This is a genomic window from Lacrimispora sp. YZC11 (assembly GCF_057543815.1).
Window position 1 is genome coordinate 82449 of sequence record NZ_BAAJYQ010000020.1, and the last position, 16746, is coordinate 99194.

Genomic DNA, 16746 nt, shown 5'->3' on the forward strand with positions numbered 1-16746 from the left:
GGAGAGAGGAACTATAACTTCCCATCCCCCACCTCCATAAATTTAGCAGGAGAGCAGCCAATATACTTCTTAAACACCTTAATAAAATACTTATATTCAGAAAACCCCACCATCTCGGCTATTTCATAAATCCTATACTCATCTGATTTAAGAAGCTCCACAGCCTTCTGCATCCGGTAACGGTTTAAAAAATCATTGAAGGTGTAGCCGGTCTCGCTTTTGAATTTCGTATTCAAGTAGGTACAGGATAGATTATATTCTTCACTTAAATCGGTTAAGGAAAGGCGGGAAGAGTAATGCTCTTCTATATACTTTACCATGGAGCTCACATATTTATTTTTGAAGGTGACGGTTTCAGATATATCTGTTTCTAATATGCCCAGCTTTTTCTTCTCCATATCGATTTGCCGGATATATCCCTTCATCCGTGTATTCGCTTCCAGCTTCTCGGTTATCTTAAGAATCGCATCATAAAGTTCTGTAAAATCCACAGGTTTTAATAGATATTCCGTGACGCCAAGGCGAATCGCCTTTTTGGCAAATTCAAATTCACTGTATCCGGATACAATAATGGCTTCATAGCTGTATTCTTTAATGCTTTCTTCCAACATCTGCAGACCGTTCATGATGGGCATGTTGATATCTACAATTACGATGTCTGGTTCATTGTCTTTGATCTTTTGAATTCCATCGACTCCGTCTATGGCTTCGCCTACGACCACGCAGTTGATCTCCTGCCAATTCACCATGAACATCAGGCCTTTTCTGATGATATCTTCGTCTTCTACAAGTAGAACCTTATACATAATAATCCTCCATATCTGCCGGCATGGTAACTGTGACCCGTGTGCCGGAACCTGGCTGGCTTTCGATTGTCACGCCATATCCGGGACCATATAACAGCCGGACAACGCGGTGGGAGTTATAGAGGCCAATATGCTCCTTATATCCGTCCTCTGATTCCAGTCCGGTCCGCAGACTGGCAAGGCGTTCTCCATCAATTCCGCTTCCGTCATCCTCCACACACAGCTCCAGGAGATCTTCATGCACTCGTCCGGTGATCGTGATGGAAATGGAGTGGGTATTTTTCATGCCGTGAACCAGGGAATTTTCTACAACAGGCTGAAGCAGCAGCTTGGGAATCCGGTATTCCAGCAGTTCCTCGGGAATGTCAATATGATATTTCAAGCGTCGGTTATAGCGCATTTTTTGTAATAGGAGATAATCATTGATATATTCAATATCTGTTCTTAGGGAGACGATGGTGCTGCCATAATAGATGCTGTAGCGCATGAGTCTGGCGAAGGACTGAACCATATCAGAAGCTTTTGCTGCATCGATCATAATTTCATACCGGAGGGTCTCCATAACATTGAAAATAAAATGAGGGTTAAATTGTTCTTCTAATTGCTTGATTTCCATGGTCCGCTTTCGTTCGGACAGTTCACTGTTATAAGTCAGCAGCTCTTCCCGCTGCATTACCATGTGACGGTAAGCATCATCCAGCTTCTGGAATTCATCAAATACTTTAGAACGGAGCTGATAGTCCATATTGCCCTTTCCCATCTGTTCGATGGATTTCTGAAGTTCATTGATGGCCAGCAGGTTTTTCTGGGTAATGTGTTCGGTTACAGGCAATGAAATAATGACCAGAAGGATGCCTACGATAAGCATGAATACAAAGCCGTAAAACAGCAAATCTTTCTGATATTCAGTGGAAACCAGTGTATATAAGATCAGAGAACTCCCGGGAAGTGAGCTTTTTTGAATGTGATAATGTTTTCCATTGACCTTTACCACACTTCCTTCCTGCCAGTCCATCCGATATTTTCCGGAAGGGTATTTGTCTATGGGGTCGGTCTGCTGGCGGCTGATAGAAAAGATAAGATTATCATATCGGTCCGTGATGATAACATCATCCAGAGGATATTCTCGGATGATCTCATAAAGATAGGAATCCAGTAAGTCAAAAAACAGATAGCCGGTAAGGGTGCCGTTCTTTACCACCGCTTTGCCAAGAATTAAATCTCCTGCCTGTCCATGGGCATAGTTTAACCGGCTTGGCAGTGTGAAGATCTTTTCGGGCTGTTCCTGCATCTGACTGGTCATACGGCGAAAGATATCACTGTCATGGAAAATCTCCTGATTGCCGGCAAATAGATTGCTGCTGACAATGCGTCCATTCTGGTCTAAGAGTACAAAAGATGAGCGGATTGTCTGGGCATTGGTAAAGTCATAAAGGAGCCGGTTATTTGCAGTGATGGCGGCAGAGTCTGTGCTGCTCAGTGCGGTCAGCAGATCCGGATTTTGGGAAAGATCGGTCAGTCCCTGATGATAGAGCAGGAGCTGTTGATCCAGGATACCGGATAACTGAATATGATTTCTTTTATTTGGACCGGAGATAATCCACTGTACATTGATTAGTAGGAATAAAAGCACCAGCACAAATAATAGTGAGATGATGGAAAGTGCATATTTGAGAAAGGATCTTTTAATATAGTCCTTGTACTGATTACTTTTCATAGGGGAGCCTCCACTGGTACTGATGTACGGCTAATAGCCGCTTGCGTTTATTATACCATAAGTCCGCAGTGCAGCTCATAAAACCTGCGGTTTTATGAGCTAACGGGCATTCGCCCTATGAAATAAGTCATGAAAAGATTTTCTTATGTGCAAGCACAACGGAAATCTTTTCATGACTTATTTCGCACTGCTCATTGCTTTCTCTAAATGCTGATATCATTGCTGCCTGTTAGTTTGAAGAACAAAAGCAGCGATAGGATACTGGTCAGAGTTAAGATGGTAGAGTAAGCAGCAGCATTGCCGAAGTTGCTTCTAATGACCTCTGCGTAAATAGCTACGGTCAGTGTCTGGGTCTTGCTGGTATAGAGTATAATAGAAGAGCTCAGCTCACTGATTAAAGTGATCCAGCTCATAATGGCGCCGGATAATACACCGGACATCATCATAGGAACTGTAATTTTTGCAAATGATTTCGTCTCTGAACAGCCCAGACTGATGGCAGCTTCCTCCACACTGGGGCTGATCTGTCCAATTATGGCAGTACTGGAACGTATGGTGTAGGGCATACGCCGTATGGACAGTGAGATGACGATAATGAGGGCGGTGCCACTGAGGAGAAATGGTTTTGTGTTAAATGCATATAAAAATGAGATACCCAGTACAGAGCCTGGTATGATGTATGGGAACATGGTGACCGTATCAAGGATATTAGTCAAAAATGATTTTTTTCGTACAGTCAGGTATGAGATCAAAATTCCCAGCACCACGACGATAGCGATGGCACACAGCCCGAATAAATAGGTGTTGAATATGGCGCCGTTGTTATTCTTCGAAAACAGTGTGTTTCGGTAGTTATCAAGTGAGAAACCACCGGTGTATACGCTTCCGCCTCCGGTAGCCAGGAAGGAAGTGAAGATAACGGTAAGCTGCGGAAGGATGGCGATGAGGACAACCAGGTATACAAATAAGTGGGATAATACATTTTTAAGACCAGTGCAATTTTCTGCTTCCATAGGTTTCAATGCGGTCATGGAATAGGTATAGCGGTTTCCAAGATAGCGCTGGAAGAAGAATAACAGCAGGGTGATGCCGATGATAATGACACAGAGTGCAGCAGCAAAATGGTCATCGGTACTGACCTCGCCCATAAACTGGCTGTACATCAAAACCGGAAATGTCTTATAACCTTCACCGATCAGCATAGGGGTACCAAAGTCGGAGAACACTCTCATAAAGACCAGTAAGGAGCTGGCAAGCATGGTGGGCATGACCAGCGGCACGATCACGTGGAGCACTCTCTGCATGGCACTGCATCCAAGGCTTTCAGCGGCTTCATTTAAGGAGTTATCCAGGTTTTTTAGAGCACCTGAGATATACATATAAACCAGTGGAAAGGATTGCAGAGAGAAGACCAGAACTATTCCCGCAAATCCATAAATGCCGTTTAACTTCACATGAAACAGATTGTTTAAGATCTTGGTGATAAAGCCATTGCGCCCCAGTAACTGGATCCAGGCATAGGCTCCGATAAATGGAGGAGAAAGATAGGACATGACGATCAGGATATTTAAATACTTACTTCCTCTGATTCGTACACTTCGCAAAACATATGCCATAACCAGACCAAGAACAGCCGCAAGCAGGGTGGAAACAATGGTGACTTTAAAACTGTTTACAAGGGTGTTCCAGTAATATTTTCTGGCGAAAAATTTACCGAAATATGCTAGACTGAAGGAACCATCCTCGGATAGCACACTCTTATATAATATCAGAATTAAGGGGTAGACTACGAAGATAAGAAAAAGGCCGAGAATCCCCAGTGCCATAGCTACCCAGATATTGAACTTCTTTTCGCCGGCATATCTCATACCTGATCCCTCCTAACCACAAGATTTCTATTTCCGTCTTCGGTATAAATGTTGATCTTTTGAGGCTGTACAGCAAGACGGATTTTAGAGCCATCCGGGATGATATCCCAGATATCGGAATTTTGGATGACTTCGATTTCCTGACCATTTGCCAAGGTAACAAAATAATGGGTGGTAATGCCAAGGAATACACTGCTTTTTACTGTCGCAGGGATGCCTGCGCCGTCTGCCTGGCTGATAATAAATTCTTCGGGGCGAATGGATACCTTGATATTCTGACCGTCTTTCACTTCCTGGCTTAACTGATCCATGGGTACGGTATAATCCTGAATCTGAATGAAAGTCTCACCGTTTTTAACCAATGCTATACCGGACAGGATATTGGATAAGCCGATAAAGGTGGATACAAACAGGTTTGCGGGACGCTGATAGATGTTCTTAGGTGTATCAATCTGTTGGATAACACCGCCGTTCATGACAGCGATCCGGTCTGATACGGCCAGAGCCTCCTCCTGGTCATGAGTTACATAAACGGTGGTGATGTCTATCTGCTGCTGGATCCGCTTAATGGCATTTCTCATTTCTACACGAAGTTTCGCATCCAGGTTTGAAAGTGGCTCATCCATCAGGAGAACTTCGGGATGGATGACGATTGCCCGTGCTAAGGCGACACGCTGCTGCTGACCGCCTGACAGTTTGGCAGGCATACGATTTTTTAAATGGTCGATTTTGACAATTTTTAAGATTTCATCCACCTGGGCATCGATTTGTGATGCAGGTATTTTTCTGTTTTTCAGTCCAAAGGCCACATTATCCTTGACTGTCATGTGTGGGAAAATGGCATAGTTCTGGAAGACCATACCCATGTTTCGTTTGTTGGTAGGGATGTTGTTGATTACTTTCTGGTCCACCTTGATTTCACCGCCCTCGATGCTGTTAAAGCCGATGATCATTCGAAGCAGGGTTGTCTTTCCGCAGCCGGATGGTCCCAGCAGGGTGAAGAATTCCCCTGGTTTAATATCCAGTGATAATCCATTGATAATGGTATCTTTTCCAAACCGTTTTACTGCATTTTCTATACTGATTGCTACTCCCATAGTTCATTTCTCCTAGCATATTCCATATTTTTTGGTACAAAAAGACTGCCCCTGACTGAGTCCCAGGCAGTCTTTTGTTTTGATTGATGCAGTTTATTAATCCATGGAGGTTTCCATGTGCTCACTAAACCGATTGGTGATTTCTAATTTGTTCTCAGCTACCCATCCCTCATCATAGTTATCAAATAATTTAATCTCACTTTGAGGTGTCATATAATCAGCCAGAGTAGCATTTTTTCTTAAAGGTCTTACGGTCAGTGTAGAACCGACTGCATTCTGGATCTTCTCAGACAGCATGTAATCTACAAATTTCTTTGCATTTTCCGGATGTTTGCAGTCTTTTAGAATCTGTACGGATTCACCGGGGAAGATGGCTCCTTCTACCGGGAATACAACTTCTACTGCGGCACCTTCCTTGACATAGTTAGCAGCAGGATCTTCCCAGGTTAAGCCAACCACATATTCGCCCTCAGCCACGCCTTTATATACCTGGCTGGAGCTGTTGCTCATCTTACCGTCTAAGTTGGCGATGAACTTGTCTACATAAGCCCACGCTTCGTCTGAAAGGGGATCGCCGTCTTTGCCCATTCCGTAAAGCATAGCCAGCAATGACTGGAATGCGGAACTGGAGTTTACGGGATCGCCAAATGCGATTTTTCCTTTTAATTCCGGATTTAATAAATCTTCGAATCCATCGATCTTCATATCGCCTTTTAAGTCTTTGTTTACGATCATAACGGTAGGATCTGCAAATGCAGGGGTAAAGTAACCGGTGGTATTTTTGAAGGCATCGATCATATTGCCATCTTCAGATGATACGTATTCCATGAACAGGTCTTTGGATGCGGATAACATGGTCTGGTCAGCAACCCAGAAGATATCGCCAAGAGGATTGGCTTTTTCTGACTGTGCTCTCTTTAAAAGCTCTCCGGTGCCGGCGACTACCACCTCGACTTTAATGCCGGTGTCTTTTTCAAATTCCGGAATCACGGCATTGTTTAAGGATTCACCGCGGGCAGTATAAACGACCAAAACCGGATCTTCCTCCCCTGGTGTCTGAGCGGCGGCTTCGGTTTTACCGGTATCTGCCGTTGTGTTATTATCTGCCTGTTTCCCTGAGCTGCAGCCGGTGGCTGCCAGTGCCATGGCTAATAAGACTGCTGAAATTTTTACTGTTTTTTTCATGTGATTCTCTCCTCCCTATGGGTGTTTCACTGGTTTATCTGATAGTTACATTTTAGCTGTGGGGGCTGGAAATGTAAATCCGACAATATCACACAAAGGTGTAAAATACACAACATATGTATGATTGTTGGCTACATTCAGCCTCTAAGGAGCAGTGGGTCAATCCAATTCAGCGGCCTTAAAAAAGAGATAGAAGTACCAGTAACGGTCAAATAAATGAGACGGTTTCCCGGAGGAGATATCTTTGCCATAGTTGATTGCTGTAAAGTCTCAATTAATCCGGAAATATCTGACGGAATTGATTGACTAGCTCTGTTTTTTAAAGTAAGATATCTCCATCATTGACAAAATGTAACATATTTTTTAAGGCCCAAAAGATTGTTATGTTATTGTCTGGTAAATATCGCTTTCACTAATTCTTAAAGGAGATAAAAACGTGAGCATTAAGAAACTTATCTACAACACTATGGCCTGCCTCGCTCTTCTAAGCATTTTAAGTACTGGCCTGATGTTTCTGTTTTTGGATCAAAACCAAAGCAACGGAAAGATTGTAAATTATTGCGGTGTTGTCAGAGGTGCAACACAGCGCATTATGAAGCTCCATTTGCTTGATCAGCCAGTGGAAGAGCAGATCGCTAAGGTAGAGAAGACAATGGATGGAATCATTGCAGGCGACAAAGAGCTTGGGCTTCCAGTGCCAAGAGACAAAGAACTGGTTACACAGATGCAGGAGATCCGTACATATTGGAAAGATCAGGTTATGCCTCTTTTAAACGATGGACAGAATGAAAAGCTGTTGGAAAACAGTGAGGAGCTTTTTAACAAAAGCAATGCCGCTGTTTCCCAGGCTGAAAAGTACTCTGCCCAGGGAATTACAAAGCTTAAGGCTATAAGCGCCATCACATTGGTAATCAATCTGATCTCCATTTACTTTATTCTGATGATTATCCGCAGAAAGATCCTGATTCCGGTAAAAACCCTGGAAAATGGAATGGAGCGCCTGTCACAGGGAGATTTACAGGGCGAGATCGATTATACGTCAACGAATGAGCTGGGGATGCTGGCAAACAGCATGAGGACGTCTATTAATAATTTGTCCGATTATATTTCCCGCATTGGAAATTCCATGAAGCAGATGGAACAGGGGAATTTTGACCTGCCCTCCCAGCAGTATATTGGAGATTTTACCAATATCGGGCATTCCATTGAAAAGTTTTCGGCACAGATATCAGAAACCCTGGGTCAGCTGCACCAGACCTCTGAACAGGTATCTTCAGGTGCAGAGCATGTTGCGTCAAGTTCTCAGCTTCTGGCGATGGGAGCGGCTGAGCAGAACGGCGCAATTGATAATCTGTCTCATGCGGTGGAAACGATTGTAACGAAAATAGACTATACAACGGAAAACGCCAGTATTTTTAACAGCAAAGCCCAAACAATGGGCGTGAGCCTTGATGAGAGCGAGCAGCAGATGCGGCTCCTGCTTCAGGCAATGGAGGCTATCCAGAGAAATTCAGAGGAAATCATAAAAATTAATAAAACAATTGAGGACATAGCATTCCAAACCAATATTTTGGCATTAAATGCGGCTGTAGAAGCAGCGAGAGCAGGTGACGCCGGTAAGGGTTTTGCCGTAGTGGCAGATGAAGTCAGGAATCTGGCGGCAAAGAGTGCGCTGGCAGCAAAAAACACTTCGGAACTCATTGACGTTTCTGTCAGATCGGTTGAATCAGGCAAAGACTTGACGGATTCCATGGCCAGGATACTAAACACTGTTTTAATGGATGCCAGGGAGATTGCAGCAGGCATCGGGGAGATCCAGTCGGCCTCTCAAGAGCAGAGCCTTTCTGTTTCCCACATCACCGACAGTGTGGACAAGATTTCCGCTGTGGTTCAGTCCAACTCAGCAACCGCCCAGGAGAGCGCTGCTGCAAGCGAAGAGCTGTCCGCACAGGCGAAGGTACTCAGCGGTCTGGCAAATCAGTTTACCTTAAAGAAAATGAATTTATAACCAAAAGAAATCCGTCCTGCTGACTGGAAACCAACAGAACGGATTTTATTTATTGGTATTATTTTCTGAACCGAATTGAAGAGCCTGTCAGCGGCTGGGAGCAGGGCAAGAAAAAAGCCGCAGGAAATGGAACATATCCTGCGGCAAATCTCAGAAGCTGATAATATCGTTTAGGAGGTTACCTTGTACCCCTGCACAAAGCCCCCTGAATTCCATCCAATATCCAGAACAATGCTGCTCCTACCACCGACATGATGACAATGCCGCCGTACATCTGAATATAGTTAATCCTGGACCATGCATCCAGAATGTAGTAGCCCATTCCCCAGCGGGTTCCATAGGCTTCTACAATTAAAAGGATAGCTAAGGATGTTCCTGTCCCGATCCGTATGCTGGTGAACAGCTCCGGCAGTACCGCAGGCAGGGTAATATCCTTTAAGATACTTCTTTTATGGGCGCCTGCGCTTTTTGCCACATAATAAATTCCCTGATCAATATGCTCCGCCGCATCGCGGACAGCGACAATGATCTGGAATACCGTGGTCAGGACAATGATGAGTATTTTAGAGCCATTGCCAAGTCCTAAAAGCAGCATACAGACCGGAAGCAGCGCTGTTTTGGGAACCGGGTAGGAAAAGTACACCAGAGGGTGAAGGATGCGGTTTGCAATGGCAGAGGAGGCCATGACAATTCCTACAGGAATGCCGATGAGAAGGGCAATGGACAAGCCTGCCGCCACACGGCCTAAGCTGGCTCCTATATGAAGCCAAAGCCTTCCGTTTACCACCTGGCTGTATTTACCGTACACCGTTAGAGGCCCTGGAAGCACCGGAGTGGACAAAAAGGCAGCCAGAAGGAACCAGAACAGATTTACAAGCAGAAAACCTTTTATAAAGACCCACATTTTTTTTCTCATATTTCATCCGCCTTTATGATATTCTCCGTGATCTGCTGTTCCAGTAACCGATAGGCTGCTTCTGAGGGACTCTTTACGCCTTGCCATGGGTTATCACTGAAAAAATCGAAGAGACCGCCTCGTTTCATAACTGCGATTTTATGGGCAAGGTAAAGGGCGTCTTCCACCCGGTGAGTGACAATGATTGTGGTGGGCTCTTTTTCCTTCCAGATCCGCAAAAACAGCTCCCTTGCCGCCAAGGCTGCCGCAATATCCAGAGCAGCGAAAGGCTCATCCATCAAAAGGAGTTCCGGATTCATCAGAAACGCCCTTGCGAGAGCCACACGCTGCGCCTGACCGCCGCTTAACGTGCCTGGATAACGATCTAAAAGCCCGTCAATCCCCAGTTCTTTGCACAGGCTGGTAAGCTGTACTTCCATGTTACTGGTATTATCCCGGATCTTGGCCGTAAACAGGCAGTTTTCCTTAACTGTCTTCCAGGGCAGAAGTCCGTAGTTCTGCGGGATCAGCCCGATAGAGCACGTTTTGGGGTCAAGTCCGGTTCCGTCCAGGGTGATGGAACCCGCATAAGGCAGAATGCCTGCCAGGGCATGAACCAAGGTGGATTTTCCGCAGCCGGAGGGACCTGCGACAGCCAGAACCGTTCCGGTCTCCAACTGCCAGGAGATCTGGTCAATTACCCTATGTGTCCCGCCTTTCCCATATGTGACAGAGATATCTTTTACTTCCAGCATCTGGCTCCCTCCGTTCTTCTTGGGTTTTTATTTCAATTCTCCGATCAGCTGATCAGGCTTTAAATCCGGGCTGCATAATCCCTTCTTTGCTGCCCATTCCACAGCCGCCTGTAAGTCAGTCGTCTTTGGCAGTTCATTTTTCCGGTATACAGGCAGCTTAATACTTCCGGTGAGTTCCTCAGGATAGCCAGCAGCCTTGATGACCGTGGCTTCATATTCATTCAGCGGCGTAGTGTTAAGATAATCAACTGCTTCATCGTATGCCTGATACATCTTTTTTATCGTATCAGACTTTTCGTCAATGGATTTCTTTGTAAATGCAGATACAGCAGGATACAGTCCGTCGGTGTTGGCGCTTCCCAGAACTACCGCGCCATCTTTAATCGCAAGAGTGGAGAAGGGCTCCGGCAGAAGGACCAGATCGATCTTGCTGTTTCGCAGCATTTCAAGCCTGTCAGGAATCCGCGGAACCACCTGCTTGTCCAAATATGTATCAACCAAACCGGCATTATTTAAAATATAATCAAGGGAATACTCGATCAGGGTGTTTTCCGAGATTGCAATGCTTTTTCCCGCTGCATTTTCCAAGGAAGTGATTCCCGTATCCTTTCCTGCCAGCAGGACATAATCCCCGTCCGTGCATCCGGTGGCCTTTACGTCCAATCCGGCATTCTGATACATGCACAGGCCGATGAAATCAGTAAATACCCCGTCTAATTTCCCTGCCTGGAGAGCCGCATCACGATCCTTTGCAGAAGAGAATACCTGCATATCCAACTGAAATCCGTATTTTTTGTCAAGCCCCTGTTCTGTTATGATAGTAAGAGGTACGATATCGGAAGAATACATGACGCCCAAATGAACGGTGGTATCAACCGGAGTCTTTGCCTTGCCGGCGCATCCTCCCAGGATAACCGCCGCTGCACAGCCCAGCAATGCCATAAGAATTCCTGTGCGGCCTAATAAATGATGTTTCTTAGTATTTTTACCTGATTTTTTCATATATTCTCCTTTTGTTTTATATTCGCTTTATTACTTATTCTTCTTCTTTCCATCTGGCGTACCGGCGATTTTCAACTTCCAGGCAATCCAATACCCGGCCGGCCATAAAATCCGCCATGTCATCAAGGCATTTTGGCTTTTGGTAGAAGGCCGGCATGGCGGGAACGATAAATGCTCCGCACTCTGCCAGAGTCAGCATATTTTTCAAATGAATCTGGGATAAGGGTGTTTCCCTGGGCATCAGCACCAGAGGGCGCCGCTGCTTTAACGCCACATCAGCAGCCCGAGTCATTAAATCCGGTGTAATTCCTGCCGCAATGTGGGCCAGCTTTGACATGGAACATGGTGCGATGATCATTCCGTCCGTCAGATGGGAACCGCTGGCAGCCGCGGAAAACAGATCATTATTATCTTCCAGGATAAACTGACCTGTAAAACGTTTCTTAAAATCATCAGTCCATTCTCCTGCCTCCCGTCCGGTCTCGTAGGCCACGACCTTTTCCCCTGTACCCGTCAGTATGAGCCGTACCCTGGCTCCGCCTTCAAGCAGGGCTTCTACTGTCCGAAGACCGTAAATACTGCCGCTTGCGCCTGTAATTCCAACTACATATTGTTTCATAGTCTGCTTTTTCCCTTTCCATTTCATTATAAGTATACATCCAGAGTTCCGAAGACCAGAAGAACGATGCTGGTGATCTGGCTGATGCTATATGACGAGATATTGACATTTTCCAGATGATCCGGTGATACCAGCCGATGCTGAATTACCATAAGGACCGCGATGATTCCCAGACCGGTTCCGTAAAGTACACCAAACTGGGGATAGAGCAGCACTCCGGCAATACACAGGCAAAGCAGAGCAGCACAATGGAACAGAGTGCTGATCCATAATCCGCCTTTCACGCCAAATTGCACCGGAATGGAGTGGAGGCCGTTTGCCTTATCAAATTCATAATCCTGAGAGCCGTAGATAATATCAAATCCTGCAGTCCAGAGGCAGTTGGCAGCGCCAAAGAAAAGCGGTATCAGGGAAAACTTCCCCGTTACCGCCAGCCATGCTCCAACGGGAGCACAGGCGCATGTGATACCCAGAATCAGATGGCACGTCCAGGTGAATCTTTTTGTGTAAGAGTAGATTGTCATCAAAAACAGAGCCATGGGGGACAGGATGAGACATAACAGGTTTAAACGGGAGGCACTGAACACCATAACCAGAAAACAGGCAGCCACCAGGACCAGGGTTTCTTTTTTTCCGATCTGTCCCTGGGGAATCTGGCGGCTTGCTGTTCTGGGGTTTTTTGCGTCGATTCTGGCATCCACCACCCGGTTTAAGGCGTTGGCGCCTGTTCTGGCGCTTAAAAAGGCAAGAGCAGCCCAGAATACCACCTTTGGATCGGGCCGGCCGCCGGAAACTGCCAGCAGAGCTACTGCGGCAAAGGCCAGGGAAAAGATGGTATGGCTGAACATGACCAGCTTCCCGTATTCATTTAATTTATTTACTATTTTTCCAGTGATCGATCCCATAAGCACTCCATTTCGCTGATACCTTTTTTTTGATTTCATCTGTCATCACGATATCCTCCGGCCAGGGACGGGAAAGCCCTTCTTCCAGGCGCTTTCTTGTGGCATCGAATGCTGCCCGCCTGCCATCCGTAAACATATCTCTGGTGACGTCAATATTATTGAATACCCGCCACATGACTGTGGAATGATCCGTCGGGTCCACATCCTCGTCCACAACTAGAATAAGAGAAGCCTTTTTTTCTTCCAGCATGGTAAGGGCTTTCCGCCTGCCATCCCATGGCTGTTCTTTGCGGACAGGCACGATCTCAAGCGCTCCTTCGGTAAAGGCTTCCTTCCCTCTGCTGGTGGCATCGATACCAAGCCGCCCGCCAAACAAAGGATAATCAGAAGAGTGATCCAGAGCATCTAACGGCCCTTTGCTGACCACAAGATCTTCCTCCGGACGGGCATAGTGCAGGACTTCCTGCCAGACAGCTTTCGCATCACTTGGATCTATGGTTTCATCGACCGCAACGATCATCTTGGCCGTTCTCATCTGTCCCATGCCCCAGATCGCGTTCATGACGGTTCTGGCAGCTCCCGGATAGGACGACTTCACCGATACCACGGCGCAGTTATGGAAAACTCCCTCAAAGGGCAGATGAATTTCCCGCATCTCAGGAATCGCCATTTTTAATATGGGAAGGAAGATACGCTCCGTGGCCTTTGCCATATAGCAGTCTTCCATGGGAGGCTTTCCCACCACTGTGGCAGGATAGACAGGATGCCTTTTGCGGGTAATGGTTGTGACATGAAATTTAGGATACCAGTCCGCAAGGGAATAATATCCGGTATGGTCTCCGAAAGGCCCTTCCCAGACCAGCTCCTCCTGAGGATCCACATAGCCCTCCAGTACAAATTCCGCATCCTCCGGCACGTAGAGATCGTTGGTGATGCATTTCACCATTTTTACCGGCCTTTTTCTTAAGAATCCGGCCAGCATCATCTCATCCAGCTTCGGCGGAAGGGGTGCTGTAGATGCATAGGTCACCGCCGGGTCGCATCCAAGTGCTACGGATACGGGCATTGGACAGCCCTTTTTCCGGTATGCTTCATAAATACCGGCTCCATCCTTGTGTTTCTGCCAGTGCATGGCCGTTGTCTTAGAATCCAGCACCTGCATCCGGTACATACCTATGTTCTGTAGCTTTGTATCAGGATATTTTGTAAAGACAAGGGGAAGTGTAAAGAAAGGACCTCCGTCAAGAGGCCAGCAATGCAGAACCGGCAGCTGCCCCAGGTCGGGTTCTCTCTCTATCACCTGCTGGCAGCTGGGCTTTCTTATATGAAACCGGCTCCGGAAAGGAAAGCAGCACAACAGGCGCAGAAGTTTTGGAGCAAAGGAGAACAGCTTTAAAAATGATGAGTAATTTCCAAAATCCAGATAGGCTCCAATCTCTGCTGCGATATCGTCTAAGTTATCCGCCCCAAGAGAAAGAGCCATCCGCCTGTCTGTACCAAAGGCGTTCATCAGCACCGGATAGGGAGAACCCTCCACATGTTCAAACAGAAGCGCTTTGTTGCCGGAAATTTCCGCCTTACAAACCCTGTCTGTGATCTCCGTTATTTCCAGGAGAGGGGATACTTTCTCCGTCACCCGGATCAGTTCCCCTCTCTCTTCCAATATATGAATAAAATCCTGTAGTCCTCGATATGACATATAGCCTCCTAACGGTCAAGGTTGCGGTAAGCTTCGTAGCCGCTGCTGGTTTTGATACTGCTATCGGGAAGTACCCACATTGCCTCTGCATCATCCATGCTCTCAACCAGGGCCAGTCCTTTTTCATAGGGCAAGTTGAATACGGCGGTAGACAGCGCATCTGCCCAGCCGGAATCTCTGCAAACAATGGAGACCGCTCGGAAGTATGCTGCAGGCATCAATGTATCAGGGTCGATAATGTGATGATATCTCACCCCATCCACTATGTAATATCTTTCATAATCGCCGCTGCTGACGAGAGAAAATCCGTCTAAATTCAAAGTATCAATTGCCTTTTTTTCGCTGTCAAGATCCGGGTTTTGGATATCCAGCTTCCACGGTTTTCCGTCTGCCCTTATACCGATGGCACGGATATTGCCCCCCACGCTGAGAAGGACATGATCGATCCCCTTGGCTTCCAGAGATCTTGCTACCTGCTCTGTGGCGTAACCTTTTGCAATGGCTCCCACGTCCAGACGCATATCAGGATCTTCCAGATATACGGTTGAGGCTTCTTCATCGATAAGTACCTTTGAAAAATCTGTATGAAGGGCTGCTTCTTTCAGTTTATCCATAGGCGGAACCTCGGCGGTTTCCAGGTTTTCTATGCCCTTTGTACGATAGTCATGCCAGATGGTCAGAACGCTTCCCATGGCTACATTTATCTTGCCGTCTGTTTTTTCATAAGCGACCCCGGCCAGCTTCAGCATATCAATGATCTTCTGATCCACCTTTACGGGACTTTCACCGGCATTATCATTGATGGTCTTAATATTGGCGATGCCGTCATAGTCATTGTAAATATCGTATAACTGGTGGTATATTTCCAGCTCATCGTGAACATCTGTGGCGATTTGGGTAAATTCCTCTTTGTTTTTGGAATATCCGACAATCTCGGTGACGGTATCGAAGAGATTTAAGAATTCAGCATGAAATCTTTGTTCCTTTTTAGCTCCTATGGCGGCGGTATTAACCGCCGCCATAGTAAGCGCTGCCAGAGTTCCGGCAATTATAATAAATGTTAATGCTTTTTTATTTAGCATTTGCTTCTGCCTTGGAGATGCCCTTCTGGAAGTCACCGATACCAACGGTTACGCTGGCCTTTAAGTCGGCATCAGTAGGTGCACCTTCTTTTTCATCAATTGCAAGACCGGTGATCTCACTGGCTGTCTTGCCAACTGCATATTCTGCGAAACTAGCTGCCTGCTCATTCCACTCTTTGCCAATACCGGAAGCCTTTTTCATGCCATAAGCTTCACCTAACTGATCCTTGGTCTTGAAATCAGCAGCTTTTAAATCGCTGGTGATCTTACCGGCAGCGTTGAAGTTTACGTTAACCTGGGAAGCGTCAAGTACACAGCTTGTGATCTTGCCGTCTGTACCAAAGCTTGCAATTGTGTAGGTAGAATATGCCTGTGCTACACCGTCAGCATCTGCGGCTGCATCTTTGGACTTGCTGATACCTGTAACGATGCCATAGCCCAGCTTATCGCCAGCTAAAGCGCCTGTGCTCTTAGCATTTGCAACAGCCTGCTCAACTACATTGATAAAGTCTCCGATATGAACGGTAATAGTAGCCTTTAAGTCTGCATCATCTGCAACACCATCAGCAGAAACAGCAATTCCCTTTACTTCATCAGCTGTTTTTCCGACTACATACTGGGCAAAGCCTGCAGCCTGCTCGTTCCACTCTTTGCTGATCGCGGAAGCTTTTTTCATGCCATATTTTTCTCCCAGCTCATTCTTGGAATCCACAACGGTACCAAGATCTGTAAGTAGTTTACCTTCTTTGGAGAAATTCACTTTGGTCTGAACGGAATCGATTTTACAGTCTACAATTTTGCCGCTGCCATCTACTAATACGGCTGCGAACATGGTATCTACTTCTGCTAGACCATCTTTATCGCCGGCATCCGTGGATTTGCCGATGGAAGAAATTACTGCATAACCGGTAGAGAGGGCGCCGCCTGCTGCTTCATTCTTTGCAGCTTCTGTGGTGGTCTCTGCCTGTGTGGTAGGTGCGGCAGTTGTTGCTGCCTCTGTCGGTGCAGCAGTAGTTGGGGCCTGCTGTAAATTGGATGAACATCCTGCAAGAATAGATGCTGCCGCCATAAGACCACAGCCTAAAGCTAAAACACGTTTTTTCATAGA

Annotated in this window: 14 protein-coding genes; 1 reads left to right on the forward strand and 13 read right to left on the reverse strand. The window is 46.3% G+C overall.

Translation table 11 applies throughout. The annotated features are described in order from the left end of the window. Nucleotides 1–11: 11 nt before the first annotated feature. From AC27IJ_RS21845 to AC27IJ_RS21865, 5 genes are all read right to left on the reverse strand, one after another. On the reverse strand, nt 12–806 hold the full coding sequence (locus AC27IJ_RS21845; protein WP_312502495.1) for a response regulator transcription factor: 795 nt from the start codon (nt 804–806) through the stop codon (nt 12–14). Continuing rightward, nucleotides 799–2523 carry a sensor histidine kinase gene (locus AC27IJ_RS21850; protein ID WP_312440808.1) on the reverse strand — a complete coding sequence of 575 codons (1725 nt, stop codon included), beginning with the start codon at nt 2521–2523 and terminating at the stop codon, nt 799–801. The genes AC27IJ_RS21845 and AC27IJ_RS21850 overlap by 8 nt, the downstream gene beginning before the upstream one ends. A 203-nt stretch (nt 2524–2726) precedes the next feature. Beyond that, nucleotides 2727–4391 carry an ABC transporter permease gene (locus tag AC27IJ_RS21855; protein WP_312440809.1) on the reverse strand — a complete coding sequence of 555 codons (1665 nt, stop codon included), beginning with the start codon at nt 4389–4391 and terminating at the stop codon, nt 2727–2729. Then, nucleotides 4388–5488 carry an ABC transporter ATP-binding protein gene (locus tag AC27IJ_RS21860; RefSeq protein ID WP_312440810.1) on the reverse strand — a complete coding sequence of 367 codons (1101 nt, stop codon included), beginning with the start codon at nt 5486–5488 and terminating at the stop codon, nt 4388–4390. The genes AC27IJ_RS21855 and AC27IJ_RS21860 overlap by 4 nt, the downstream gene beginning before the upstream one ends. A gap of 96 nt (nt 5489–5584) precedes the next feature. Then, the gene (locus tag AC27IJ_RS21865; protein ID WP_312502492.1) at nt 5585–6673 is read right to left on the reverse strand and encodes an extracellular solute-binding protein; all 1089 of its coding nucleotides are present in this window, start codon (nt 6671–6673) and stop codon (nt 5585–5587) included. A gap of 436 nt (nt 6674–7109) precedes the next feature. On the opposite strand from AC27IJ_RS21865, the gene AC27IJ_RS21870 reads away from it, so the two are divergent. After that, nucleotides 7110–8681 carry a methyl-accepting chemotaxis protein gene (locus AC27IJ_RS21870; protein ID WP_487150793.1) on the forward strand — a complete coding sequence of 524 codons (1572 nt, stop codon included), beginning with the start codon at nt 7110–7112 and terminating at the stop codon, nt 8679–8681. Between the two features lie 178 nt (nt 8682–8859). Here the strand turns inward: AC27IJ_RS21870 and AC27IJ_RS21875 are convergent, their stop codons facing one another. From AC27IJ_RS21875 to AC27IJ_RS21910, 8 genes are read right to left on the reverse strand one after another with little or no spacing between them, the layout of a single operon-like run. Beyond that, entirely contained in the window at nt 8860–9597 is a 738-nt protein-coding gene (locus AC27IJ_RS21875) for an ABC transporter permease (RefSeq protein ID WP_312440813.1), read from the reverse strand. Beyond that, entirely contained in the window at nt 9594–10331 is a 738-nt protein-coding gene (locus AC27IJ_RS21880; protein ID WP_312440814.1) for an ATP-binding cassette domain-containing protein, read from the reverse strand. Before AC27IJ_RS21880 ends, AC27IJ_RS21875 begins: the two co-directional genes overlap by 4 nt. Before the next feature lie 27 nt (nt 10332–10358). Further along, nucleotides 10359–11333, reverse strand: coding sequence for an ABC transporter substrate-binding protein (locus tag AC27IJ_RS21885; protein WP_487150796.1), 975 nt, complete (start codon nt 11331–11333; stop codon nt 10359–10361). A 34-nt stretch (nt 11334–11367) separates the two neighbouring features. Then, nucleotides 11368–11952 carry a UbiX family flavin prenyltransferase gene (locus AC27IJ_RS21890; RefSeq protein ID WP_312502489.1) on the reverse strand — a complete coding sequence of 195 codons (585 nt, stop codon included), beginning with the start codon at nt 11950–11952 and terminating at the stop codon, nt 11368–11370. A gap of 26 nt (nt 11953–11978) precedes the next feature. Next, the gene (locus tag AC27IJ_RS21895; RefSeq protein ID WP_313257191.1) at nt 11979–12857 is read right to left on the reverse strand and encodes a UbiA-like polyprenyltransferase; all 879 of its coding nucleotides are present in this window, start codon (nt 12855–12857) and stop codon (nt 11979–11981) included. Further along, nucleotides 12826–14556 (reverse strand): menaquinone biosynthesis decarboxylase, encoded by a 1731-nt coding sequence (locus AC27IJ_RS21900; protein ID WP_312502487.1) that lies wholly within the window; start codon nt 14554–14556, stop codon nt 12826–12828. Before AC27IJ_RS21900 ends, AC27IJ_RS21895 begins: the two co-directional genes overlap by 32 nt. Before the next feature lie 8 nt (nt 14557–14564). After that, nucleotides 14565–15638, reverse strand: a complete 1074-nt coding sequence (locus AC27IJ_RS21905; RefSeq protein ID WP_487150799.1) for an FAD:protein FMN transferase — start codon at nt 15636–15638, stop codon at nt 14565–14567. Next, a complete protein-coding gene (locus tag AC27IJ_RS21910; RefSeq protein WP_312502484.1) occupies nt 15628–16743 on the reverse strand; it encodes a hypothetical protein in 1116 nt (371 codons plus the stop codon). The genes AC27IJ_RS21905 and AC27IJ_RS21910 overlap by 11 nt, the downstream gene beginning before the upstream one ends. Nucleotides 16744–16746 lie beyond the last annotated feature (3 nt).